Below are 22,349 nucleotides of genomic sequence, written 5' to 3' on the forward strand. Positions count from 1 at the left end.
CCCACACACGCCAGCTTTCACATTAGATAGTGCTTGGCTTGGGAGCCGGCGCAGGCTGCACCGCCGTCTTGCGCCCCAGCATCACCGTCACGATCACCCCACAGGCAAACACCCACGTAATCGGCTCGATATGTTCACCAAAGAACAACGCCGAAAACGCGATGGTGAAGAAAATCTGCAGCAGTTGAATCTGGCTGACCCGCGCAATTCCGCCCATGGCCAACCCGGCGTACCAGGCAAAGAACCCCAGGAACTGCGAGAACAGCGACACATACCCAAACGCCCACCAGGTGCGCATCGAAATCGCGCCTTGGTGCTGCGCCGCCAGGTACCACACCGGGCCGATCAGCACCGGTGTCGACAGCACCAGCGCCCAGCAGATCACTTGCCAGCCACCCATCTCCTTCGCCAACCGGCCACCTTCGGCATAGCCCAGGCCGCCCACGGCAATTGCGCCGAGCATCAGCAAATCACCCGCCTGAATACTGCCCGCGCCGGTGATCAAGGCATAGCTCAACACCAACGCACTGCCCAGCGCCGCGCAGGCCCAGAAGGCTTTTGACGGCCGCTCGTGGGACAGCCACGCCGCATACAGCGCCACGCACAGCGGTTGCAAGCCGTTGACCAGCGCGCCATGGGAGGCCGGCAAGGTCTGCATGGCCCAGGCCGACAGCACCGGGAAACCGAGGATTACACCGGCGATGACCAGGCACAAACCGCGCACCTGGTGCCAGGTCGGCCAGCGCTCACGGCGCCACAGCAACAGCGCCGCCGCCGGAATCGCCGCGAACAAGGCGCGACCCAGGCCGTTGAGCAATGGGTGGATTTCCTGCACCACGATGCGGGTGAAGGGCAGGGTCAGGCTGAAGATGATGACACCTAGCAGGCCGAGGGCCATGCCGGTGTTTTCGCGCGAGCTCATGATGGGGACCGAAACGAGAGGGTTTCAAGGGAAGCCCATCTAGCCACAACCCCCGCCGATTGCGGGCCTACAGCTGGGTACGGATTTATCCGTACAGTTGAGGTCGTGTGGGAGCTGGCTTGCCTGCGATAGCCATGGGTATCTACCCAACTTTTTGTGTTGCGCTAAGCTTTTGGCGGGGTTTTTAGGTAGATATGAGTACATATCCGTTGCTGCGGTAACGGCTGCTTATGGTTCCGCTCTTACAGCCAGCCCTTTCAAGGTCTTTGCCTAAATCGCGTCCTACGCCAATTCCAGGCTGAAATTAAGAAAAAAACGAGTTGAATTTGGTTCAGTCAGCCTCTCTCTTGGTCAAAAAATGATCATTTTTTGAGGCTTTTTCCAAAGACCTTGAAAGGGCTGGCTCTTACAGCGGGTCACTTTTGGAAAAGAGCCCGGAATGCCGGCCCAGCCAAAAGTAACCAAAAGGGCTCTTGCCCCACCACTCGGTGCCTCGCCTAGGCTCGGCATGCCCTCACTCCGGCTTGAATCCGTGGGCCGCCGCCATGGGCCATCCTTGGCCCATCGCGGCTAACCCGGCGTCCTGCCGGGTTACCCACGGATTCAAGCCTGCGTTCGGCCATCGTGGTTAACGGGGCGCCTAAGATCAAAAGCAAGAGCACGGCGGCCTAGTAGCCGACCTGAGTGGTAGAAGCAAAAGCACAGCAGAAGCAGATCTGCTTTTCTGTGGGAGCTGGCTTGTCGGATCGCCGCACCGCTGCGATGCAGACACCTGGGTCCATCAGGTACACCGAGTTGATGCCATCGCAGGCAAGCCAGCTCCCACATTAGATTGAGTTCAGTTTCAGAGATCAGGTCGGCTGTCAGGCCGCCTTGGCTTCGCTTTTGATCTAACCACTCAGGTCGGCTACTAGGCCGCCGTGCTCTTGCTTTTGATCTTGATCTTGATCTTGATCTTAGGCGCCCCGTTAAACCACGCTGGCCGAACGCAGGCTTTGGAGCGTGGGTAAACCGGCAGGACGCCGGTTTAGCCGCGATGGGCCAAGGATGGCCCATGGCGGCGGCCCACGGTCCAAAGCCTGCGTGAGGGCACACCGAGCCGGAGGCGAGGTGCCGAGTGGTGGGGCAAGAGCGTTTTGGTTACTTTTGCGCTCTTTCAAAAGTGACCCGCTGTAAGAGCGGAACCCATAGCAGCCGTTACCCAAATAACGGATATGTACCCAGCGCCCCCGCGACAACCAAAGAATTCAACCCATAAAAAGATGTGTAGATACCTATGCTGCGATAGCATCACCTCGAGATGCCTGATACACCGAGTCGCCTGTATCGCAGGCAAGCCAGCTCCCACAATCAGAAGAACCGCGTAACGCTGATCTTCGCATCACGGCCTTTGGTATAGGCGCGATCGCCGCTCAAGGCTGGGCGGAAGTTATTGTTGAACAGGTTGTCCACGGTGAAGTTCACTTCGGTGCCTTTCAGGTAGGCCTGTTGCGGCTTCCATTTGGCGAACAGGCCTTGGGTGTTGTAGGCCTTGTTGCCGTACTGGTCATAGAACAGATCGCCTAAGCTGCTGCCCGGGCCGCCGGAATATTTGTCGCTGGGCAAGCGGTCGGTGGCGCCAATGAACTGGCCCGTCCAGCCCACTTGGGCATCCCAGGCGGGAATGTTGGTGCCCAGTACCAGCACCCATTTGGTCGGTGGAATGTCGCGTGCTGCCACGTTCGGGCCCCAGGGGTTGGTGTAGGCGCCTTCGTGGTCACCTTTGGCGTAGGCGAACGACACCGAGCCAAACAGGTAGGTGGAGTTGTAGAACGATTCCAGCTCAACGCCCTTGATGGTCAGGCCGCCGATGTTGCGGTAGTTGGGCATCGCACCCGGTGGGCAAGCATTGGCAATCGTGCCGCCGTTGATGGCCTGGTTCTGGCAGCCGACGCCGGTGGCCTTGAAGATTTCGTCTTCGACTTTGTTATGGAACAACGTGGTGCGTATTTGCAGGTTGTCGTCCTCGGCGATCAGGTTGTCGAAGCTGGTCACGCTGCCGACGCTGATCGAGGTGATGCGCTCGGGGTCGAGGTCGACGCTGGTGGCGGTACGGCTGCCCAGGCCTTGCACTTCATATTGTTCATCAATGACCGGCGCGCGCCAGGTCTTGCTCCAGTTGGCGAACAGCCCCAGGTGCGGGGTGACGTTCCAGAACAGCGCCAGGCGCGGTGACCAACCGGTGTAGGTGCGGTCGCTGTAATCGTGGCCGACGGCCGGGTTCGGGTTGCTGTAGTAAGGCGCATCGTTGGCTTCGCCGCGGTTGCGCACATGGTCGTAGCGCAGGGACGGGGTGATGGTTACATCGCCCACGGTGACCGCATCCTGGACAAAGAAGCTATTGGTGTCGACTTTGCCGTGGGGCATGAAGCCCGGCTGGAAATGCCCGTAGTTGTAGCGCGCGGTGTCGTAGGTTTTACCGGGTATCCACATCTCGGTTTCTCGCGCGTGTTTGCGGATCTGCCCGCCGACGGTGACTGCATGCTGCAAGGGGCCGGTGTCAAACAGGCTGACGTTGCGGATGTCGAGGTTCTTGTCGGTATAGGACGTGTCCATCTTGCGCCCGCCGGTGGCCAGTTGGAAAAACGCGCTGGCGTTGCGCTCGTCGGTCTGGTCGGTGTTGGACTGCGAATACTTGACGGTCAGGTCTACCAGCGGGTTGTCCAGCGGCTGGTATTCATACTTGCCCGACCAGGTGGTGTCGACGGTGTCGCGGTGGGCTAAAAAACGCGTCAACGCGCCTTCGTAGCCGTAGCGGTCGATCTGGGCCTGGGTCGGCGGCGCCGGGTAGCTGGCGGCGGAAAACGGTGTCCAGCGGTTGCTGTGGGAGCGCGAGTAGGACAGCCCGACACTGTGCTCATCGGTCAGGTGCGCGTTGACCTTGAACAATTTGCCGTCCACATCCTGGGCGCTGTTGGGCAGGCGCTGGGGGTTGATCGGGAACAGGTTGTCCTCGTTGGGCAGCTTAGCGGCCACCTTCATGTCGCCGCCGTCGCGTTGGGTCAGGTAGGCCAGCGCGTCAAAACGGCCGTCGTCGGTGCGGCCATACACGGCGCCGCTGTAGACCTGTTCGTGGTCGTTGCTGGAGTAACCGTACTTGAGCATCGCGCCGCTGTTGCGGCCGTCTTTGAGCAGATCCGGGGCGTCCTTGGTGGTCATGTTCACCGTGCCGCCGAAGCCGCCGTTGCCGGTGAACGGGGAGGTCGGGCCTTTTTCCACTTCGATGCTTTTGATCAGCTCGGGCTCGATAAACACGGTGCCTTGCTGGTAGCGCTCAAAGCCGCTTTTGGTGGCGCCGTCGACGGTCAGCGGCACGTCTTCGGCATCGCCGAAACCACGGATGTTAATGGTCTGGCCGCCAGGTTTCAGCGAACCGCCCTGGCTCACGCCGGGCAAGGTCTGTAGCAAACTGGGGATGTTATTGGACTGGTACCGATCGATGTCGGCCTGGCTCAGGGTGGAGCGGTTGACGGTGGCGGAGTCGACCTCGTTACCGGTGCCGATCACGCTGAGGGCGTCCAATTGGATGGCGCCGCTGTGGGTGGTCTTGCCCTCGTCGGGGCGCACCACGTAGGTGGTGCCGACCTTGATCAGGGTGAACGCGCCGTTTTTCAGCAGGCTGCGAATCGCCACTTCCGGGGTGAACTCACCGTTGAGCGCCGGCGCCTGTACGTTCTTGAGCAGTGTTTCATCGAATAGCAGCTGGATTTTCGCCTGCTGCGCCACCTGGCTCAGGGACGTGGCCAGTGACTGGGCAGGCAGTTGCAGCTTGAGTGATTCAGCCTGGGCACTGAGGCTGAACGCCAGGCAGGTGGCAATCAGCGTCGGTCGACGAAACAGGTGCGAAGCGTGGCAAGGCGCGCGAAACATGGAATCCCCCGGGGTGGCTAAATAGCCAAAAAGGTGTGCAGATCAAACACAGTCCGGAGGAAGACGGGGCAGGTTGAAAAAACCACACATGCGAATGCAAAATATTCTCAAATGAGGGTTCGCGGGCCTTACTTGCTCGGTTCGATTCTCATCACACCATCGGCCGAGGCCACGGTTTTCACCGGCAGCAGGGCCGGCAGGGCGTTGAGCAGGGCGTCCGGGTCATTTACATCCAGGTTGCCCGAGACCTTCAGTTGCGCCACTGATTTGCTGACGTGCAAGGGGGCCTGGGGCCGGTAGAGGCTCAGCTCGTCGATCAGGCTGGCCAGGTCGCGGTTGCGAAACGACAGGTGCCCGCTGCGCCAATCCGCCACTTCTCCAGCGCTAAGGGTTTGTTGCTGCACAGTGCCCTTGGCGTAGTTATAGGCGGCGCGCTGTTGGGCGCCGAGCAAGGTCACCGGGCTTTTGGCGTCCGGCGCGAAGGCCACCTGGCCATGGGCGACGCTGACCACCAGTTGCTGCTGGCTGCGCCGCACGTCGAAACCGGTGCCGACCACCCGCACATTCGCCTCGCCAGCTTGCACGTACAGCGGCCGTTCCTTGTCGGCGGCGACTTCGATGTACAGCTGGCCCTTGTCCAAATGAAGGATGCGCTGGTGGGCGCTGAAATCCACGCGCAGGCGCGTGTTGGCATTCACAAACAGGGTGCTGCCGTCGGGCAGGTTCAAGGTGCGCATGCCTTTGGCGTGCGCGGCAATTTGGCTGTGATACAGCTCGCGCGGTGCGCCGATGTGCGTGGCCAGCACAGCACAGACCACGGCGGCAGCCACGGCCAGGGCCGGGCGCCAGAGAGAGGGTTTGCGTTTGGGCAGCGGCACGGGTTTGCTCAGTTGCTGCAACTGGGCGAGGTCGGCCCACAGTTGCTCGAATTCGGCATAGGCGCGGGCATGGGCGGGCACGGCCAGCCAGGCGGCAAAGGCCTTGCGCTCGGTTCGCCCCGCATCGTTGCGGTTGCGGGCAAACCAGCTGGCGGCTTGGGCATCGATGGAGTCGCTCGCTTCGATATCCAGGGCGTCGATGTCGCTCAGGCGGTTCATTCTGGCTGCTCCGTGCCGGGTTCTTGTTGAAGGCGTCGCTTGCAATGCAGCAGGGCAAAAGCGATGTGCTTTTCCACCATGCTGGTCGAAATGCCCATGCGCTCGGCGATCTGCGCCTGGTTCAGGCCTTCGAAGCGATGCAGCATAAGGGCTTCTCGCCTGCGGGGCGAGAGTTCGGCGAGGACTTCTTTCAACTGTTCCAGGCGCTGCAAACGCTGCGCGGCGGCCATGGGGTCGTTTTGCTCATCGGTGACCGGCTCGGCGTCCCTTTCGGTCGGGTCAGAGTGGACGGTCTGCCGTACCTTCTGCTTACGCCAGTGATCGCGCAGCAGGTTGCGCGCCATCTGGAACAGAAACGCCCGTGGCTGCTCGACCTTGGCCCGGTCGCGGTAGCCCAGCCATTGGGTGAAGACATCCTGGGTCATGTCTGCCGCGTCGCTGGCGTTGTCCGTGCGTTTGCGCAGGAAATACAGAATGTCTGCATAAAACCCGCGAAAGGTATCGGCCGACAACGGGTCGGGCTTGGGACGAGGCATGGATATCCTTCTTGACGAAGCACGACGTAGAGAAGTCGCGAATGATATCGAGAATTATTGTCATTTGTCTTGTGGTAAATGCTGATGCCTGGCTGGCAATACGCTGGGCATAGCCTTTAATCCTACGGGCTAGTGAATAAAGTCCTACTCAAAAGGAGAGCGGCATGGCTGGATGGTATGAGTTGAGTAACAGCAACAACGGGCAGTTTCGTTTTGTGCTGAAGGCGGCGAACGCTGAGACTATTTTGACCAGCGAGCTTTACACCACCCGCAGCGCAGCTGAAAGCGGCATTGTTTCCGTGCAGACCAACAGCCCGCATGACGAGCGCTATGAGAAAAAGGTGGCCAGCAATGGCCAGTCGTACTTCAACCTCAAGGCTGCCAATCATCAAGTGATCGGCACCAGCGAGCAGTATTCTTCGACAGCGGCGCGAGACAATGGCATTGCCAGTGTCAAGACCAATGGCCCGAGCACCACCATCAAAGACAAGACATGACAGTGGTGTAAAAACCAATGCCCCGGCGCGCAAGTGCCGGGGCATTTTTTATTCAGACGGCTGCCAACAGCGTCTTCAGCGGATCGCGTGCGCTGTCGCCTAACGGGAATACCGGAAGACGGGGTCGCCGGCTTCCAACCCGCTCATGCGCAACCCGGCCTTGATCGTCGCCGGCAAACCACCCTTGAGGATGAATTCCAGCAGCGGCAACTGGCGGTAGAACAGTTCCCGCGCCAGTCAGCCTGGTGCGCAAGTGGATTTCATGAACGAGCGGGTGATCCTGGAGCGGGGCGATGCGCTGCACTTCAATGCACAGAAGCCCCACCGGATTCGTTCGGTCGGGGAAGTACAGGCGCAGTTGTTGGTGGTGGTGGTGGTGCACAGTTCGGAAGAATGACGGTGACCGTTATTTGAAATGCAATCAATGTGGGAGCTGGCAAGCCTGCTCCCACATGTTGATCTGCTTTGTTCGGGGGCTCAGCGTTCGACCGGCACTGACAACGCCGAATGACCCAACGGGTGCGTACGCGCCGCAAAAAACTTCAACGCCACACCGCTGCCCTCAAACAACGCCGAGTACCGACGCTTCTGCTGGCGAATAAACCCGTCGCTGCGGCCCGATACCGAAATCGCCAGTGTGGTCAGTTTGGCCTGGCGAAGCGCATCCACCAGGTGTCTATCCTGCGGGCCCAGGTCGTGGCCGAAGAGGCACAGCGCACCCTCATGGGTCAGCAGTTGCTCATAACAGAACGACAAATAGTCCGAACTGCGGATGGTCTTGAGCTTCTCTTCCACCTTGCCTTCGCTGACAAACAGCGGCACGTCGTCCAACGTCTTGATCGTGTTGTTGATCGCAAAACTGCTGAGCAGAGTGCTGTCGGTGGACGGCAATTTACGCGCCGTACCGTCGAGGTTGCGCACCAGGTGCAGGCCGCCGTGCAGGTAGAGGATGCGCGTGGCCTCGGTGCGGGTGTTGCGCAGGTCGAAGCTGGCATCGGCGCTGCGGAACAAGTCGTCGATGCCTGGCGTGTGCAGGATCGCCCAGTAGTTAAGCAGGTCGTAATTGCTGGTGAATACCGTGGGGTAGCGAGCCAGTTCCGCGTTGATCGTCGCCAGCGTCGACGGCTGCACCAGACGCCACGGAATGTGCACGGCGTGGATGGTATTGATCAGCGCTTCCTTGATCGCGTAGTAGCGATTGCGCGGCGCCGCCGAGCTGACCGCCAGGGCCTTGTTGACCCGGCTGGTGGTCTTCAACGCGCCCAGCGCCTGTTCGAAACTGCGGGTTTGCAGGGCGTCGAACACACTCAGCTCGGATTGGCTGAGGGGTTTTTCTTCGACGGTACGGGCGTTTTCGAACAGCGAATCGTAGGCAAAGTCTTCCCAAATCACACGGCTCGCGCCGTTGCCGATCAGAATCCCACTGAAATCGACGGCGCTGCGCAGCGCGCTCCAGTCTTCAAGGTGGGCGTCAATATCCTGGAAATCCTTCATTGCGGCGGGTCTACTCAAAATCGGCTGGGTGATGACTTTATCACGAGCGGGCGTTGATCCTGATCAAGATGGCGCAGGCAAGTCAGGTTGATCCTGTAGGCATAACGCCTCTGAGGATTGACCATGAGCAGCACCTTCTTTATTCCCGCCGTCAACATCATGGGCACCGACTGCCTCGACGAAGCCATGACGGCCATCCGCAATTACGGCTTTCGCAGGGCGCTGATCGTCACCGACGTGGGCCTGGCCAAAGCGGGCGTGGCCAGCATGATCGCCGAGAAGCTGGCGATGCAGGACATCGACTCGGTGATCTACGACGGCGCCAAGCCCAACCCCAATGTGGAAAACGTCGAGAAAGGCCTGGTGATGTTGGAGGCCAATGCTTGCGATTTTGTGGTGTCGCTGGGCGGCGGCTCGCCCCATGACTGCGCCAAGGGCATCGCGCTGTGCGCCACCAATGGTGGGCATATCGGCGACTACGAAGGCGTCGATCAGTCCAGCAAGCCGCAGCTGCCACTGGTGGCCATCAACACCACCGCCGGCACCGCCAGCGAGATGACCCGCTTCTGCATCATCACCGACGAAACCCGTCACGTGAAAATGGCCATCGTCGACCGCAACGTCACGCCGCTGCTGTCGGTCAACGACCCGACGCTGATGGTCGGCATGCCCAAGGGCCTGACCGCCGCGACCGGCATGGACGCGCTGACGCACGCCATCGAAGCCTATGTGTCCACTGCCGCCACGCCGATCACCGACGCCTGCGCGATCAAGGCCATCGAACTGATCAGCGCCAACCTGCGCCTGGCCGTGCGCGACGGTACCGACAAGGCCGCGCGGGAAAACATGGCGTATGCGCAGTTTCTCGCCGGGATGGCCTTTAACAATGCGTCCCTGGGCTTTGTACATGCGATGGCCCACCAACTCGGCGGCCTGTACGACTTGCCCCACGGCGTGTGCAACGCGGTGTTACTGCCGCATGTGCAAAGCTTCAACGCGAGTGTCTGCGCCAAGCGCTTGAGCGACGTGGCGCGCGCGTTGGGCGCTGATATCAAGGGCATCACCCCGGAAGAGGGCGCCCAGGCTGCCATCACCGCCATTCGCACGTTGGCCCTCGACGTTGAGATTCCCGCCGGCTTGCGTGAACTGGGCGCCAAGTTGCAGGACATTCCGCTGCTGGCCACTAATGCGTTGAAGGATGCCTGTGGCCTGACCAACCCGCGGCGGGCCGATCAGCGTCAGATTGAGGAGATCTTTCGCAGCGCTTTCTAAAGGGGCAGCCGCACGCTGCAAGCGGTAAGCTACAAGCCGAACTGCATTTAACTTGAGCATGAAGCTTGCGGCTTGCCGCTGAGGTCCACCCATGAGAGTTCTGTTATTCGGCGCCACCGGCATGGTCGGTCAAGGCGTGCTGCGCGAGTGCCTGTTGGCCGCTGACGTGCAGGAAGTTGTCGCGGTCGGCCGCACGCCCTTGACCCAGGAGCACGGCAAGCTGCATCAGGTGCTGCACAGCGACATGCTGGATTTCCATCCCCTGGAAAACCTGCTGCAAGGTTTTGATGCCTGTTTCTTCTGCCTCGGCGTTTCGTCGGCGGGCATGAATGAAACCCAGTACACCCACCTCACCTATGACCTGACGCTGGTTGCGGCCAGCACCTTGGCGCGACTTAATCCGCAGATGACCTTTATCTACGTGTCTGGCGCCGGCACCGACAGCTCCGAGGCGGGCAAGTCGATGTGGGCGCGGATCAAGGGCAAGACTGAAAACGCGTTGCTGCGCCTACCGTTCAAGGCGGTGTACCTGTTTCGGCCTGGGGTGATTCAGCCGCTGCATGGCGTGCGTTCGAAAACGCCGCTGTACCAATCCTTCTATTCCGTACTCGGGCCGGCGCTCTCTTTCGTACGTCGGGTCAAGCCGGGCTGGGTCGTGAGCACCGAGACCGTCGGCCAGGCAATGTTGGCGGCGGTACGCCATGGCGCGCCGAACGCGGTGGTGGAGCAGGCCGAGATCAATCGCCTGGCCTCTGAGCGTCGCTGATGCTGCACAAGAGCCTGGTGCGTCGCCTGGACCTGATCACTTTGCAACTGTTCGTTGCGGTGTTTGAGGAAGGCACGCTGACCCGCGCTGCGGCCCGTGAAGCCATTGCGGTGTCGGCGGCGAGCAAGCGCCTGATGGAACTGGAACAGGTGCTGGGCGTCAGCCTGTTCGTGCGCCGGGCCAAGGGCATGGACCTGACGGCGGCGGGCGAAACCCTGTTGCACCATGCGCGGCAGATGCTGTTCAACGTCGAAAAAATGGGCCTGGAATTGGGCGAACACAGCCATGGCGTGCGCGGTTATGTGCGCATGCTGGCCAATCTGTCGGCGATCATTCAGTTCTTACCGGAAGACCTGCGGGATTTTTCCGCGCTGCATCCTGAGGTGAAAACTGATCTGGAGGAACGCCCCAGCAATGGCGTGGTGCAGGGTGTGCTGGATGGCGTGGCCGATTTGGGCATTTGCTCCAGCGATACGGACACTAAAGGCCTGCCGAGCGTGACCTATCGGCACGACAAACTGGTGGTGCTGATGCCGGCAGATCATCCGTTGGCTACCCGCCAGTCCTTGGCCTTTGCCGAAACGTTAGGCAGTGATTACGTGGGTTTGCATGCCGCCAGCTCGATCAATATGCGCACCCATGCGGCTGCGCGCGAGGCGGGCAAGATGCTGCGCCTGCGCATCCATGTGCCGGGGTTTGATGCGATGTGCCGGATGGTTCAGGCGAACATGGGCATTGGCATCCTGCCGCAAAAAGCCTATGAACTGTTTGGCCGCGCGTTGGGGTTGCACGCGGTGCCGCTGACGGATGCTTGGTCGGATCGCAGCTTGATCGTAGTGGTGCGCGATGAGGCGCAGTTGTCGCCGGTCAGTCGATTGTTGTTTGACTATCTGCGCAGGACGCTAGAGTAATTCAAACACGGACGGCCTCATCGCGGGCAAGCCCGGTTCCCACCCATGAATGCGATCACTGGTGGGAGCGGGCTTGCCCGCGATGGCGATCGAGTCAACGCCGTGATTGTATTGTTGTTCGTGTTTCGCGAACGCTCCTTGCCAACTGACGGTTGGATTTCTCCTACGCCTATCCTCTAGCCTTGCCCTCACATTCCAAGAATAAGAGGCTCACCCCATGACGGCTCCATTGACCGGTATCAAGGTGATTGAGATCGGCACCCTGATTGCCGCGCCGTTCGCCGCCCGGCTGATGGCCGAGTTCGGCGCCGAGGTGATCAAGATCGAAGCCATGGGCCAGGGCGACCCGCTTCGTAAATGGCGAAAACTGCACGAAGGCACCTCATTGTGGTGGTACCTGCAATCGCGCAACAAAAAGTCGCTGGCGTTGGACCTCAAGTCCCCGGAAGGCCTGGGCGTGATCAAGCAACTGCTCGGCGACGCCGACGTGCTGATCGAAAACCTGCGCCCCGGCGGCCTGGAAAAACTCGGCCTGGGCTGGGATGTGTTGCACGCCCTCAACCCCAAGCTGACCCTGGTACGCATCTCCGGCTACGGCCAGACCGGCCCTTACCGTGACCGCCCAGGCTTCGGTGCCATCGGCGAGGCCATGGGCGGCATCCGCTACACCACCGGCAACCCGGACTCGCCACCGGCGCGAGTGGGTGTGAGCCTGGGCGACTCCCTCGCTTCCCTGCATGGCGTGATCGGCGCGCTGATGTCGCTGCTGCGGGTCAAGACCGGGCAGGGCGACGGGCAGGTTGTCGATGTGTCCCTGGCCGAAAGCGTGTTCAACCTGATGGAAAGCCTGGTGCCCGAATACGACATGCTCGGCCATGTGCGCGAACGCAGCGGCGGCGCCTTGCCCGGCATCGCGCCCTCCAACACCTACCTGACCGCCGATGGCGCTTACGTGGTGATCGCTGGTAACAGCGACCCGATCTATAAGCGTCTGATGACCACCATCGGCCGCGCCGACTTGGCCGAAGCGCCGGAGTTTGCCCATAACGATGGCCGTGCGGCGAAAAGCGGTTTGCTCGACGCCGCGATCACCCACTGGACCAGTAGCCTGCCCATCGACCAAGTGCTCAGCGCTCTGGAAGCGGCAGAAGTGCCGGCCGGGCGCATCTACTCGGTGGCCGATATCGTCAGCGACCCGCACTACCAGGCGCGTGACATGCTGCTCAATGCCGAACTGCCCGGCGGCGTGTCGGTAAAAATGCCCGGCATTGTGCCCAAACTTTCCGAAACCCCAGGCGCGGTGAACTGGCAAGGCCCGACACTGGGCCAGCACACCGACGACATCCTCGCCGGCCTGGGCCTGACCGGGGCCGATATCCAACGCTTGAGAACCTTGGGAGTGGTGCAATGATCACCGATTATTCCGACCCGCTGATCGTGCAGGAAGTGTCCCCGCGCGATGGTCTGCAAATTGAACCCACCTGGGTCGAAACCGCCGACAAGATCACGCTGATTAATGAGCTGGCCTTGGCCGGGTTTTCGCGGATCGAAGCCGGCTCGTTCGTCTCCCCCAAGGCCATCCCCGCGTTGCGCGATGGCGAGCAGGTGTTCCAGGGCATCCAGCGTAAACCCGGTGTGATCTATGTGGCGCTGATCCCCAACCTCAAAGGCGCCCAGCGCGCCATCGAGTCCCGCGCCGATGAGCTGAACCTGGTGATGTCCGCCAGCCAGACCCACAACCTGGCCAACATGCGCATGCGTTGCGAAGCGTCATTGGCCGCGTTTGGCGCTATCGTCAGCTTCGCCGCCGACTACTCGGTGCGCCTCAACGGCAGCATTGCCACCACCTTCGGTTGCCCGTTCGAAGGCAAGATTGCTGAAGACCGTGTGCTGCAAATTGTCGATGCCTACCGCGAGTTGGGCATCCAGGGCATCACCCTGGCCGACACCACCGGCATGGCCAACCCGCGCCAGGTGCAGCGTCTGGTCACGCGCGTGTTGGAGCGCGTTCCGGCCAGCGACCTGACCCTGCATTTTCACAACACGCGCGGCCTGGGGTTGTGCAATGTGCTGGCGGCTTATGAAGCTGGCGCACGGCGTTTTGATGCGGCGTTAGGTGGCCTGGGTGGCTGCCCATTCGCGCCGGGGGCGTCGGGCAATATCTGCACCGAAGATTTGGTCAACCTGTGTGACGAAGTCGGTATTCACACCGGCATCGACCTGCCGCACCTGCTGCACATGTCCCGCCGCCTGCCGGCTCTGCTCGGCCATGCGCTGCCCGGCCAAGTGGCCAAGGCCGGGCGCAATGGCGACCTGCACCCACCACCGGCTTATATCGCCACGCTGTAACGCCGCACCAGACAACAAAAACAATCGGGCGCCTTTGAGCAGCCCGCTGGAGAAAATGCATGAGCACTAATACGTTAGAGGCAGGCCTGCGCCCGGCTGCTGAGATCGATGCCGAAAAAGCCCTGGTCAGCAAGGTCGCCTGGCGCCTGATGCCGCTGATCATGGTGTGCTACCTGTTCGCGTTTTTCGACCGCATCAACATCAGCTTTGCCAAGTTCCAACTGCAAACCGACCTGAGCCTGAGCGACACCGCTTACGGCCTGGGCGCCGGGCTTTTCGTGGTCGGCTATGTGATCTTCGAAGTGCCCAGCAACATGATGCTGTACAAGGTCGGCGCGCGGCGCTGGATCGCGCGGATCATGATGTCGTGGGGCCTGGCCACGGCGGCCATGGTGTTTGTCACCGCCGAGTGGCAGTTCTACGGCCTGCGTTTCATCATCGGTGCGATGGAGGCAGGGTTTGCGCCGGGCGTGTTGTATTACCTGACCTTGTGGTTCCCGCAGCACTTTCGTGGGCGCATCACCTCGCTGCTGTTTCTGGCTTCGGCCTTCGCAGGCTTGGTCGGCGCGCCGTTCTCGGGGCTGGTGTTGGAGCATCTCGACGGCGTGCTGCAGATGCGCGGCTGGCACTGGCTATTCCTGCTCGGCGGCTTGCCCTGCATCGGCCTGGGCTTTCTGGTGCTGACGTTGCTCAAGGACCGCATTGAAGACGCGCAGTGGCTCACGCCGGCGGAAAAGACCTTGCTGTCGAGCCGCATCGCCAAGCACGAGCCGAACCAGCACGGTGGCTCGCTGCTGTCGGCGATCCGCATTCCAGGCTTCCTGATGCTCGGGTTTATCTACTTCCTGATCCAGGTCGCGTCCTACGGCCTCAACTTCTGGGCGCCCCAATTGATCCGCAGCGCCGGCACCCAGAGCCCGGTGATGATCGGCCTGCTCACTGCGATTCCGTATGTGTGCGGTGCGATCAGCATGCTGGTGATCGGGCGGTTGTCGGACGCCACCGGCGAGCGGCGCAAGTTTGTCTGCGGCCTGGTGGTGTTAGGTGCGGTGGGTTTCTTCAGTGCCGGGATCTTTGCCGACCACACCACCTTCCTGATCATCGCCTTGGGCCTGCTGGGCGCCGGCATCATCGCCGCAATCCCGACCTTCTGGACCTTGCCGCCCAAACTGCTGGCCGGCGCCGGTGCCGGTGCCGCCGGTGGCATTGCGGTGATCAATACCCTTGGCCAGTTCGGCGGCATTGTGAGCCCGGTGATGGTGGGGCGGATCAAGGACCTTACCGGCAGCACCACCCCGGCGCTGTACGTGATCGGTGTGTGCGCGCTGTTGGCGGCGGCGCTATTGCTGTGGGGCTTGCCGCAAAAACTGCGCACGCTGGACAAGGCCTGATCAGCCCGCCGTTGCCAACGCACGGGCGGGCGTGCTGCTGAACTGAATCAACGCCACCCCACCGATCAACAGCAACGCCCCCAGCACCCGGGGCGTTGTCAGTTGGCGTTCCACCAGGCCGAACAGGCCAAAGTGATCAAGCAGTAGCGAAGCGAGAATCTGCCCGGCCATGGCCAAGGCGATAAACCCCGACGCACCGAGCTTGGGCAGCAGCACCAACGCCAGGGAAATAAAGCACACGCCAAATGCACCGCCGGCCCACATCCACAGCGGCGCTTTAGTGATAAACGCCAGGCTCGGCAGTGGTAAACGCAATGCCAGAATCACCGGCAATAGCACAATAATGCTCACCAACAGTGACGCCAGCGTGGCCCACAACGGTTGGCCGAGCCCGCGCCCGAGGTTGGCATTGATCGCGCTTTGAAACGGTACTACTGCGCCGGCGATCACCGCCAGCGCCAACAAACCCAACCAATGCAACGTCGTCATTGCGAATCTCCCAGAGGTTTTGCTGGACTCTAGGCTATTCGTCGCGCAAATTTAAATTCCAATTTCTTATGCCGAGCATGCAGCTGATGAATGATCTGCGCCGCATCGACCTCAACCTGCTGGTGGTCCTGGATGCCTTGCTCAGCGAGCAACATGTCACCCGTGCCGCTGAGCGTCTGCACCTTAGCCAGCCAGCGGTCAGCCATGCGTTGGCGCGCCTGCGGGATGTGTTGAATGACCCGTTGCTGGTGCGCCAGGGCGGCACGTTGGTGCCGACGGCGCGCGCGCTGGAGTTGGCGACGCCGCTGGCTGAAGCCTTGGCTCAGGTGCAGGCGCTGCTGGCGCCGAACCGATTTGACCCGGCGTCGGCCAAGCGTAGGTTTCGCGTGGCAATGTCGGACTACAGTGCGGCGATTTTGCTACCCGGTTTGGTTCGCGTTCTGCGTCATGAGGCGCCCGGTATCGACCTGCAAATCATCCAGGCCAGCCGCGAAGGCATGGTGGACGGCGTGCTCAATGGCGACATTGACTTGGCCGCTGGGGTATTCCCCGACATGCCCGCTGAACTGCGCACCACGCCGTTGTTCGAGGAGCATTACACCTGCCTGGTGGACCGCGACAGCCTGCCGGCAAACGGCACGCTCGACCTGCCCACCTACCTGTCGCGCCCCCATGTGCTGCTGGAAATGCGCGGCAGCGGCACGCCGGAAATCGAGCGAGCGTTGACGGCGATTCGTGAGCGGCGGCATGTGGCGATCAGCCTGCCGCATTGGGGCGTGGCGCCGCAGTTGATCCAGGGCACCGACCTGATTTTGACGGTGTCATCCAGAGGCGTGCCCAACATTGATCAGCAGCATTTGCTGGCCGTACCGCCGCCGTTTCATATTCCCTCGTTTGCCTTTGAGCTGGCGTGGCATGCACGGCGGGGTGGGGATTCGGGATTGCAGTGGTTGATTGGGCAGGTGCAGGGTGTATTGTCCGAAAGCCACCGATAACAGGAAGCCCACCATGCTCTCAGGCCTCAACCACCTGACCCTTGCCGTCACCGATTTGAACCGCAGCGTCAACTTCTACCATCAGCTGCTGCACCTTCAGCTTGATGCGACCTGGGACAACGGCGCCTACCTCTCATTGCCCGGTTTGTGGCTGTGTTTGTCGCTCGATCCGTCGCGTCCTTCAGAACCCGCAGCGGAGTACACCCACTACGCGTTCACCGCCGCTGCCAGTGATTTCCCCGCGCTGGTGTCGCGCCTGCGCGCGGCAAAGGTCCAGGAGTGGCGCGACAACCGCAGCGAAGGCGCTTCGTTCTACTTTCTCGACCCCGATGGCCACAAACTCGAACTGCATGTGGGCGATTTAGCCTCGCGTCTGCACGCCTGTCGCGCCAAGCCTTATGCAGGAATGAAGTTTTACCCATAGCCCCAGAACGTGCAGAATCCTTGCACCTCTCAACCGTCTGTCAGAGTCGCGCCCATGACCCCATCCTTGCTGCTCGCCGTCCTCGCTTCGGGCTTTATCTACGGGATTACCCCAGGCCCGGGCGTCCTGGCCGTGTTCGGCATTGGCGCTGCGCGTGGCCGCCGCGCCGGTGCGGGTTTTCTGTGCGGGCATTTGCTGGGGGACGTGGTGTGGTGCAGTACTGCGCTGATCGCCATTGTTGGTGCGCGGGAAGTCGGCAGCAGTGCCTTTGATGTACTCGGTGTGCTCAGCGGCTTGTATTTGTTCTGGCTCGGCTGGCGCGCCATTCGCACCCAGCGTCGCAGCAGTGATGCACCTCAGGGCGCGGCGCGGCATCCGTTCTGGCACGGCATTCTGTTCGGCCTGACCAACCCCAAGGCCTACCCGGTGGCGGTGGCGACATTTACCGCGCTGCTGTCCAGCCGTGCCGAGCTGCTGACCTGGGCGATGCTGCCGTCGTTGATCTTCCTGAGCTTCATCGGTGGCCTGCTGGCCTACGCGATTCTGATCGGCGTGGTGGGCGCCCAGCGCGTGCGCACGGTGTATCAGCGCCATGAAATCCTGATCACCAAACTGTGCGGTGTGATGTTCATCGGCTTCGCCATCAATGCGCTGGCGCACGCATTGCCAGGCCTGTTCGGCAGCAAACCGGCCTGATGTGACGGCGACCGTTCGTCGCACTGGGAAGTTTTTTCTAAACCTTTGCCGCCCTGAAAATTCGAATTCAGGGCGGGGTGTATTTCCCCGCACCTATTTTTGCCCTGGAGGAACCCATCATGAGCCGCATGGCTATCCGGTTACGCACCGCCAGTTTCGCGATGCTGCTGGGCCTCGGCGCCAGCAATGCTTTCGCCCAGTCGCCTGCTGAATTCATCGAGCAGGCTTCGGCCAAAGGTATGGCCGATATCGAAACCAGTCGCATGGCCCACGCCAAAACTTCGTCCCAGGAAATCAAGGACTACACCATCGAGGTGATCAACGAGCGCACCCTCGCCAATCAGCATCTGGCGGCGATCGCCAAGAAGCTCGACTTGCCGGTGGCCCCGCGCGAGAAGATCGTCGACAAAGCCGAAACCTTGATGCCCGAACTCAAGGATGGCGACTCCTTTGACGCCGCTTACACCGCGCAGCAGGTCAAGGAAAACGAAGACGCCATCGCCTTGTTCAAGAAAGAAGGCGCGGCCTCGGATGTGCCCGAGATAAAAGCGCTGGTGGACGAGACGCTGCCTAAGCTGCAAGAGCGTTTGCAAAAAGCCCGTGCCCTGGCGTCGACCTACGGTAAAGGTCATCAAGGCGACGGTTGAATCCGTCACATGAAATGAAAAACGGCGGTTGGATGATTTCCAATCGCCGGTTTTTATGCCTGGTTCAGGTCGGTTTTACTCGGCAGCGCATCGTCCACCACTTCACCGCAATTGCTGTTGAGGCTGACGCTGCCGGTGTCGCCGATGCTGCGATATTGCCCGCGCAGGTGCTCCAACTCTTTGCGGTCTAGCCCATCCAGGCTCAACACAGCGTTCTGCGCATCCTTGGACACGCGCAGCAGCTCATCAATCTTGATATGCAGGATGTCATTGTCGCGGTTTTGCGTGTTTTGGATCAGGAACACCATCAGGAAGGTAATAATGGTGGTCGAGGTGTTGATGATCAGTTGCCAGGTGTCGTTGTAGTGAAAGTACGGCCCGCTCAGGCTCCACAGAAAAATCAACGCGACGGCCGCATAAAACGTCCGGGCACTGCCTGCCCAGCGGGACAGAGATTGGGAGACTGCGGAGAATTTCATGACCGTTTTCCTAATAGGTGGGTGATGAAAATAGTGACCGCAGCTACACGGTGAAATTTCTTTTTACAATTGGGATAGTTGAACAAAGTTGTGCGTTTTCTTCCCGGATTTTAGGAATGGGCCTACGGCGCCTTTTAGCCGCGGGCGCAAGACTGCGTTTTTATCCGGATAATCCCCATGCATGCTAACGCCGGCTGCGACTTGGTCGCGCTCTGCCATCAGACCGAAGAGCATTTTTTCGCCGCAATCTGCCAAGCGCATCGCCGATACGGCGCCTGTCTCAACGCCTATTTCACCGACGAACATTTCGACCCGTTTAGCCTGTTGTTTATCCGAGTCGGCAGCACTTCGTCGGATGAGCTACCGACTGCGTTGCTGGACCTGATCCGGCGTACTGTGCAGGAAATACGCATCGTAATTCACGAGGAAAAGGTCAAGGGGTTAAGCGCGGTGCTCACGGCGCTCGGCTTTCAGCCTGCCGAAAAGAGCACCGCGATGGCCTTCGAACTGTCAAACCTCGCTCCTTGGGTAAACGATAGCGATGTGCAGATCAATCTGACTCGCACCATGAACGATTGGACTGAATCCTTTGCCAGTGCGTTCTTGAAACCGGCCGAGATTGTTGCGTGTTATCAGGCCCGGCACCAGCGTGCTCTTGAAGCGGGTCAAGGGCTTTACCACTTCACCTTGGCCGACGAGGGGCAGGTGAGGTGCTCGCTGACGCTGTCTCTATGCGATGGCGAGGCCAGGCTAAACGATGTCGGCACGCTCATGGGCTTTCGTGGCAGAGGTTATGCCACTCGATTGATCCATGCCGCCTTGCTTTTCGCGTCGAGTCTGGGGGCCAAACGATGCTTTCTTGAGGCGTCGGTGGAGGGCTTCTCGGTGTATCAAAAATTGGGTTTCGAGTGTTTGTTCGACTACCAGTCCTTTACCCGTGGACTGCTTGCAGTCGCGTAATCACAAGGCAAGTTTCACTTGACCGCGATCCTCGAGCGCCAACAGATACTGCTTGGCCTCAAGCCCTCCGGCAAACCCGGTCAACCCGCCTGAAGCGCCGATGACGCGGTGGCAAGGCGCAATGATCGAGATCGGGTTGCGCCCGTTGGCAGCGCCCACCGCACGCACCGCTTTGGGGTTGCCGATCTGCTGGGCGATCTGGCTGTAGCTGCGGGTTTCGCCAAAGGGGATGGTTAACAGCGCCTGCCAGACTTGTTTCTGAAACGCTGTACCGGTGAAATCCAGTGCCAGTTCGAACTGGTTGCGGGTGCCGGCGAAATACTCTCGCAACTGGCGCTCGGCTTCCAACAGCACCGGGCTGTCGTTGGCCTCCTGCAACTCACCCAAACGCACGCGGTTGGCGCGCTCTTTTTCCCACAGGATGGCGTTGAGTTTGCCGTCGCGCGCGACCAGGGTGAGCTGACCAACGGGGGAGGGCATGAGCTTGTATTCGTAGGACATGAGCTGATTCCTCGAAAGGCATTTATAGGCACAGCGCTACTGTAGTTTTACCCGTCGGACTGGAAACTACGTTTCTTGCGATCAAATTCTCCCGGAGCTTAGAGGTTCCAGTAAACCCAATCGGCGTAGTGCGGGTACCTGTAGGGCCTGGAGGCTCTATGAAGCCCCATGAGTGGTGAAATTTCACCAATGGCCACCCACAAAATCACATCGGGCAGCGTGACGACTAAAGCGAAGCACTGAGTGCTGACGAACGGGCCTGATTACGCTGCTCGTTCGTCGCCACCGTCAGACGATGCTGAATGGCAACTATCCCTCTTTTTGCAGCACCTTCAGCGCTGCCGACGCCAGAAAACCCGAGCGGCTTTTTTCTTCGGGGTGATGCAGCACGTATTCATCGATACGGTTCAACAGATAGCCGGGCAGGGTGATGTTGAGTTTCTGCGCCTTGCCCAGGTACTTAGTGACATCAATGTCCACCACGGCCCAAGTGCAGCCGGCGTACTGTGGGTTGGCCGCATGCACGGTAACTTTTTGCGCGCGGGGAATTGGCGCGCCATCTTCCGCAAGGATCTCGAAGTGCCCTTCGATCGCCTCACGGGCCATGGCCATGGCGTCGTCCAAATCATCGCCGGCAGAGTAGCAGCCAGGAATATCCGGGACTTCCACGCCCCAGGCATGGTTCTCGTCACCGGTTGAAATTGCGATGGGGTAAAGCATGTCTATTGCCCTCCGGGGACGGTCAACTGAGCAGAGCCTGTTTCAAAATGCGCTTGGCGGTTTTATCCAACAGGTCCTTCTTGGGATGAGGAATCGCCACAAACCCCGGTTTTGTCGGGTGTTTGAAGTGGTGATGACTGCCCCGTGTGCGCACCAGGTACCAGCCGTGCGCAACAATGTGACCTATCAAATATCGGCTATCCACATCACCTCCTTGTGCTGTGTGTTGGTGGCGACTATAACCACTTAAAATGAATTATCAACACTCTACCTACCGACGGTCGATGACCGGCGTTTCAGTAAGCGTTGAATGAAGTGTATGACCGCGCAGGAATGGCGCCGGAGAGAGGTATTGCGGGGTTTTTCGAAGGCGTTACCGAGTGTGTAAAACCTCTGCCAGCACACTGAGAAATGCCTCAGCCAATCTATTTTTTCTTATCGCCGGGGTCAGCGCCAGCAACTGCGCACACGCGTCCGCCTCCACCAACGGGCGATACGTCACGCCTTTGTTCATCAAACTTTGCGTGCATTCGGGTACCAGCGCCACGCCTTGCCCGGCGGCTACCAGCGCAATGATCGAAGTGATCTGCCGCCCGGTCGGCCCGGCGCGCAAGGGCTGGCCGTGGTGGCGGTAAAGTTGCTCGATGGACTGGTTCAACCCCGACCCGTAATCTGCCGGGAACAGTATCAACGGAAAAGCACCGAGCTGCGCCACGCTGACGGCAGCCTGCCTGGCCAACGGGCTGTCACTGGACACCGCTGCCACCAACCGCTCTTCGCCCAGCGACAGCGCGTGGACTTCCCCTGTTTGCGGCAACAGGCGGCTCAGCCCGATATCCAGCCGCCCATCCGCCACTTGCGCGCCCAAGCTGCCGGAGGCGCACTCCACCAAGGTCAACTGCACATCGGGAAAGCGCTGGGCGAAGGCCTGGATCGCCTGGCTGAACAGGTCCGACAGCGCGATTGAACTCACATACCCGAGTGCCAATTGGCCTGCGGTGCCCGCTGCCAATTTGCTGGCGATGACCTGCGCCAACTCAACCTGCTCCAACACGCCACGCGCGTAAGGCAAGAACGAACGGCCTTGAGCGGTGAGGGACACCGTGCGGCTGGTGCGATCAAACAGCTTGAACCCCAACTCCGCTTCCAGCGCCGAGATCTGCCGCGTCAGTGGCGGCTGGGCCAGGTGCAGGCGAAGTGCTGCGCGGCCGAAGTGCAATTCTTCGGCGACCGTCAGAAAGTAACGCAGCTTGCGTAGGTCGAGCATCCTGATCCTTGGGTATTGATCGGTTCA

23 protein-coding genes and 2 pseudogenes are annotated in these 22,349 nt (G+C 60.5%); 13 read left to right on the top strand and 12 right to left on the bottom strand.

Going from position 1 to position 22,349, the window contains the following annotated elements; all coding sequences use genetic code 11:
- Window positions 1–22: 22 nt before the first annotated feature.
- The 4 genes from ACI77I_RS16705 to ACI77I_RS16720 form a co-directional block, all read right to left on the bottom strand.
- The gene (locus ACI77I_RS16705; protein WP_094953062.1) at window positions 23–922 is read right to left on the bottom strand and encodes a DMT family transporter; all 900 of its coding nucleotides are present in this window, start codon (window positions 920–922) and stop codon (window positions 23–25) included.
- Between the two features lie 1,350 nt (window positions 923–2,272).
- On the bottom strand, window positions 2,273–4,831 hold the full coding sequence (locus tag ACI77I_RS16710; RefSeq protein ID WP_406997993.1) for a TonB-dependent hemoglobin/transferrin/lactoferrin family receptor: 2,559 nt from the start codon (window positions 4,829–4,831) through the stop codon (window positions 2,273–2,275).
- Window positions 4,832–4,959: 128 nt separating this feature from the next.
- The gene (locus ACI77I_RS16715) at window positions 4,960–5,928 is read right to left on the bottom strand and encodes a FecR domain-containing protein (protein ID WP_094951042.1); all 969 of its coding nucleotides are present in this window, start codon (window positions 5,926–5,928) and stop codon (window positions 4,960–4,962) included.
- Window positions 5,925–6,464 carry an RNA polymerase sigma factor gene (locus ACI77I_RS16720; protein ID WP_094951041.1) on the bottom strand — a complete coding sequence of 180 codons (540 nt, stop codon included), beginning with the start codon at window positions 6,462–6,464 and terminating at the stop codon, window positions 5,925–5,927. Before ACI77I_RS16720 ends, ACI77I_RS16715 begins: the two co-directional genes overlap by 4 nt.
- A 164-nt stretch (window positions 6,465–6,628) precedes the next feature.
- Between ACI77I_RS16720 and ACI77I_RS16725 the strand changes: the two genes are divergently transcribed.
- The gene (locus ACI77I_RS16725) at window positions 6,629–6,961 is read left to right on the top strand and encodes a YegP family protein (protein ID WP_094951040.1); all 333 of its coding nucleotides are present in this window, start codon (window positions 6,629–6,631) and stop codon (window positions 6,959–6,961) included.
- A 120-nt stretch (window positions 6,962–7,081) separates the two neighbouring features.
- Here ACI77I_RS16725 and ACI77I_RS16730 read toward each other — a convergent pair.
- A pseudogene (locus tag ACI77I_RS16730) lies at window positions 7,082–7,195 on the bottom strand (dihydrodipicolinate synthase family protein); the annotation flags it as partial.
- Window positions 7,196–7,211: 16 nt separating this feature from the next.
- Here ACI77I_RS16730 and ACI77I_RS16735 point away from each other — a divergent pair.
- Window positions 7,212–7,358, top strand: a pseudogene (locus ACI77I_RS16735) (cupin domain-containing protein); the annotation flags it as partial.
- An 80-nt stretch (window positions 7,359–7,438) separates the two neighbouring features.
- On the opposite strand, the gene ACI77I_RS16740 reads toward ACI77I_RS16735, so the two are convergent.
- Window positions 7,439–8,455: a DUF4917 family protein gene (locus ACI77I_RS16740; RefSeq protein ID WP_094951039.1), complete on the bottom strand. Its 1,017-nt coding sequence runs from the start codon at window positions 8,453–8,455 to the stop codon at window positions 7,439–7,441.
- A 123-nt stretch (window positions 8,456–8,578) separates the two neighbouring features.
- On the opposite strand from ACI77I_RS16740, the gene yiaY reads away from it, so the two are divergent.
- From yiaY to ACI77I_RS16770, 6 genes are all read left to right on the top strand, one after another.
- Window positions 8,579–9,727: an L-threonine dehydrogenase gene (gene yiaY / locus ACI77I_RS16745; RefSeq protein ID WP_094951038.1), complete on the top strand. Its 1,149-nt coding sequence runs from the start codon at window positions 8,579–8,581 to the stop codon at window positions 9,725–9,727.
- Between the two features lie 91 nt (window positions 9,728–9,818).
- Complete coding sequence (locus ACI77I_RS16750; RefSeq protein WP_094951037.1) at window positions 9,819–10,493, top strand: NAD(P)H-binding protein; 675 nt, start codon at window positions 9,819–9,821, stop codon at window positions 10,491–10,493.
- Entirely contained in the window at window positions 10,493–11,404 is a 912-nt protein-coding gene (locus tag ACI77I_RS16755; RefSeq protein WP_242154867.1) for a LysR family transcriptional regulator, read from the top strand. The genes ACI77I_RS16750 and ACI77I_RS16755 overlap by 1 nt, the downstream gene beginning before the upstream one ends.
- A gap of 217 nt (window positions 11,405–11,621) precedes the next feature.
- A complete protein-coding gene (locus ACI77I_RS16760; RefSeq protein ID WP_094951035.1) occupies window positions 11,622–12,815 on the top strand; it encodes a CaiB/BaiF CoA-transferase family protein in 1,194 nt (397 codons plus the stop codon).
- A complete protein-coding gene (locus ACI77I_RS16765) occupies window positions 12,812–13,753 on the top strand; it encodes a hydroxymethylglutaryl-CoA lyase (RefSeq protein ID WP_094951034.1) in 942 nt (313 codons plus the stop codon). The genes ACI77I_RS16760 and ACI77I_RS16765 overlap by 4 nt, the downstream gene beginning before the upstream one ends.
- A 59-nt stretch (window positions 13,754–13,812) precedes the next feature.
- Entirely contained in the window at window positions 13,813–15,144 is a 1,332-nt protein-coding gene (locus ACI77I_RS16770) for an MFS transporter (protein WP_242154871.1), read from the top strand.
- On the opposite strand, the gene ACI77I_RS16775 is transcribed toward ACI77I_RS16770, so the two are convergent.
- On the bottom strand, window positions 15,145–15,633 hold the full coding sequence (locus ACI77I_RS16775) for a DMT family transporter (RefSeq protein WP_406997994.1): 489 nt from the start codon (window positions 15,631–15,633) through the stop codon (window positions 15,145–15,147).
- 77 nt (window positions 15,634–15,710) lie between these two features.
- Between ACI77I_RS16775 and ACI77I_RS16780 the strand changes: the two genes are divergently transcribed.
- From ACI77I_RS16780 to ACI77I_RS16795, 4 genes are all read left to right on the top strand, one after another.
- The gene (locus ACI77I_RS16780; protein ID WP_242154873.1) at window positions 15,711–16,628 is read left to right on the top strand and encodes a LysR family transcriptional regulator; all 918 of its coding nucleotides are present in this window, start codon (window positions 15,711–15,713) and stop codon (window positions 16,626–16,628) included.
- Between the two features lie 13 nt (window positions 16,629–16,641).
- Entirely contained in the window at window positions 16,642–17,052 is a 411-nt protein-coding gene (fos, locus tag ACI77I_RS16785; protein ID WP_406997995.1) for a fosfomycin resistance glutathione transferase, read from the top strand.
- Between the two features lie 54 nt (window positions 17,053–17,106).
- Window positions 17,107–17,748 carry a LysE family translocator gene (locus tag ACI77I_RS16790; RefSeq protein ID WP_094951029.1) on the top strand — a complete coding sequence of 214 codons (642 nt, stop codon included), beginning with the start codon at window positions 17,107–17,109 and terminating at the stop codon, window positions 17,746–17,748.
- A gap of 119 nt (window positions 17,749–17,867) precedes the next feature.
- The gene (locus ACI77I_RS16795) at window positions 17,868–18,395 is read left to right on the top strand and encodes a DUF4142 domain-containing protein (protein ID WP_094951028.1); all 528 of its coding nucleotides are present in this window, start codon (window positions 17,868–17,870) and stop codon (window positions 18,393–18,395) included.
- A 53-nt stretch (window positions 18,396–18,448) separates the two neighbouring features.
- Here ACI77I_RS16795 and ACI77I_RS16800 read toward each other — a convergent pair whose 3' ends face one another.
- The gene (locus ACI77I_RS16800; protein WP_094951027.1) at window positions 18,449–18,874 is read right to left on the bottom strand and encodes a low affinity iron permease family protein; all 426 of its coding nucleotides are present in this window, start codon (window positions 18,872–18,874) and stop codon (window positions 18,449–18,451) included.
- A 177-nt stretch (window positions 18,875–19,051) separates the two neighbouring features.
- Between ACI77I_RS16800 and ACI77I_RS16805 the strand changes: the two genes are divergently transcribed.
- On the top strand, window positions 19,052–19,834 hold the full coding sequence (locus ACI77I_RS16805) for a GNAT family N-acetyltransferase (RefSeq protein WP_242154877.1): 783 nt from the start codon (window positions 19,052–19,054) through the stop codon (window positions 19,832–19,834).
- On the opposite strand, the gene ACI77I_RS16810 is transcribed toward ACI77I_RS16805, so the two are convergent.
- The 4 genes from ACI77I_RS16810 to ACI77I_RS16825 form a co-directional block, all read right to left on the bottom strand.
- Window positions 19,835–20,335 (bottom strand): methylated-DNA--[protein]-cysteine S-methyltransferase, encoded by a 501-nt coding sequence (locus ACI77I_RS16810; protein ID WP_094951025.1) that lies wholly within the window; start codon window positions 20,333–20,335, stop codon window positions 19,835–19,837.
- Between the two features lie 309 nt (window positions 20,336–20,644).
- Window positions 20,645–21,055, bottom strand: coding sequence for a type II toxin-antitoxin system HicB family antitoxin (locus ACI77I_RS16815; protein ID WP_094951024.1), 411 nt, complete (start codon window positions 21,053–21,055; stop codon window positions 20,645–20,647).
- A gap of 22 nt (window positions 21,056–21,077) precedes the next feature.
- Window positions 21,078–21,260, bottom strand: coding sequence for a type II toxin-antitoxin system HicA family toxin (locus ACI77I_RS16820; RefSeq protein ID WP_406997996.1), 183 nt, complete (start codon window positions 21,258–21,260; stop codon window positions 21,078–21,080).
- A 168-nt stretch (window positions 21,261–21,428) separates the two neighbouring features.
- Window positions 21,429–22,322, bottom strand: coding sequence for a LysR family transcriptional regulator (locus ACI77I_RS16825; protein WP_094951022.1), 894 nt, complete (start codon window positions 22,320–22,322; stop codon window positions 21,429–21,431).
- Window positions 22,323–22,349: the final 27 nt, after the last annotated feature.

It is taken from the genome of Pseudomonas sp. D47, from assembly GCF_045447305.1.
Lineage (GTDB): Bacteria > Pseudomonadota > Gammaproteobacteria > Pseudomonadales > Pseudomonadaceae > Aquipseudomonas.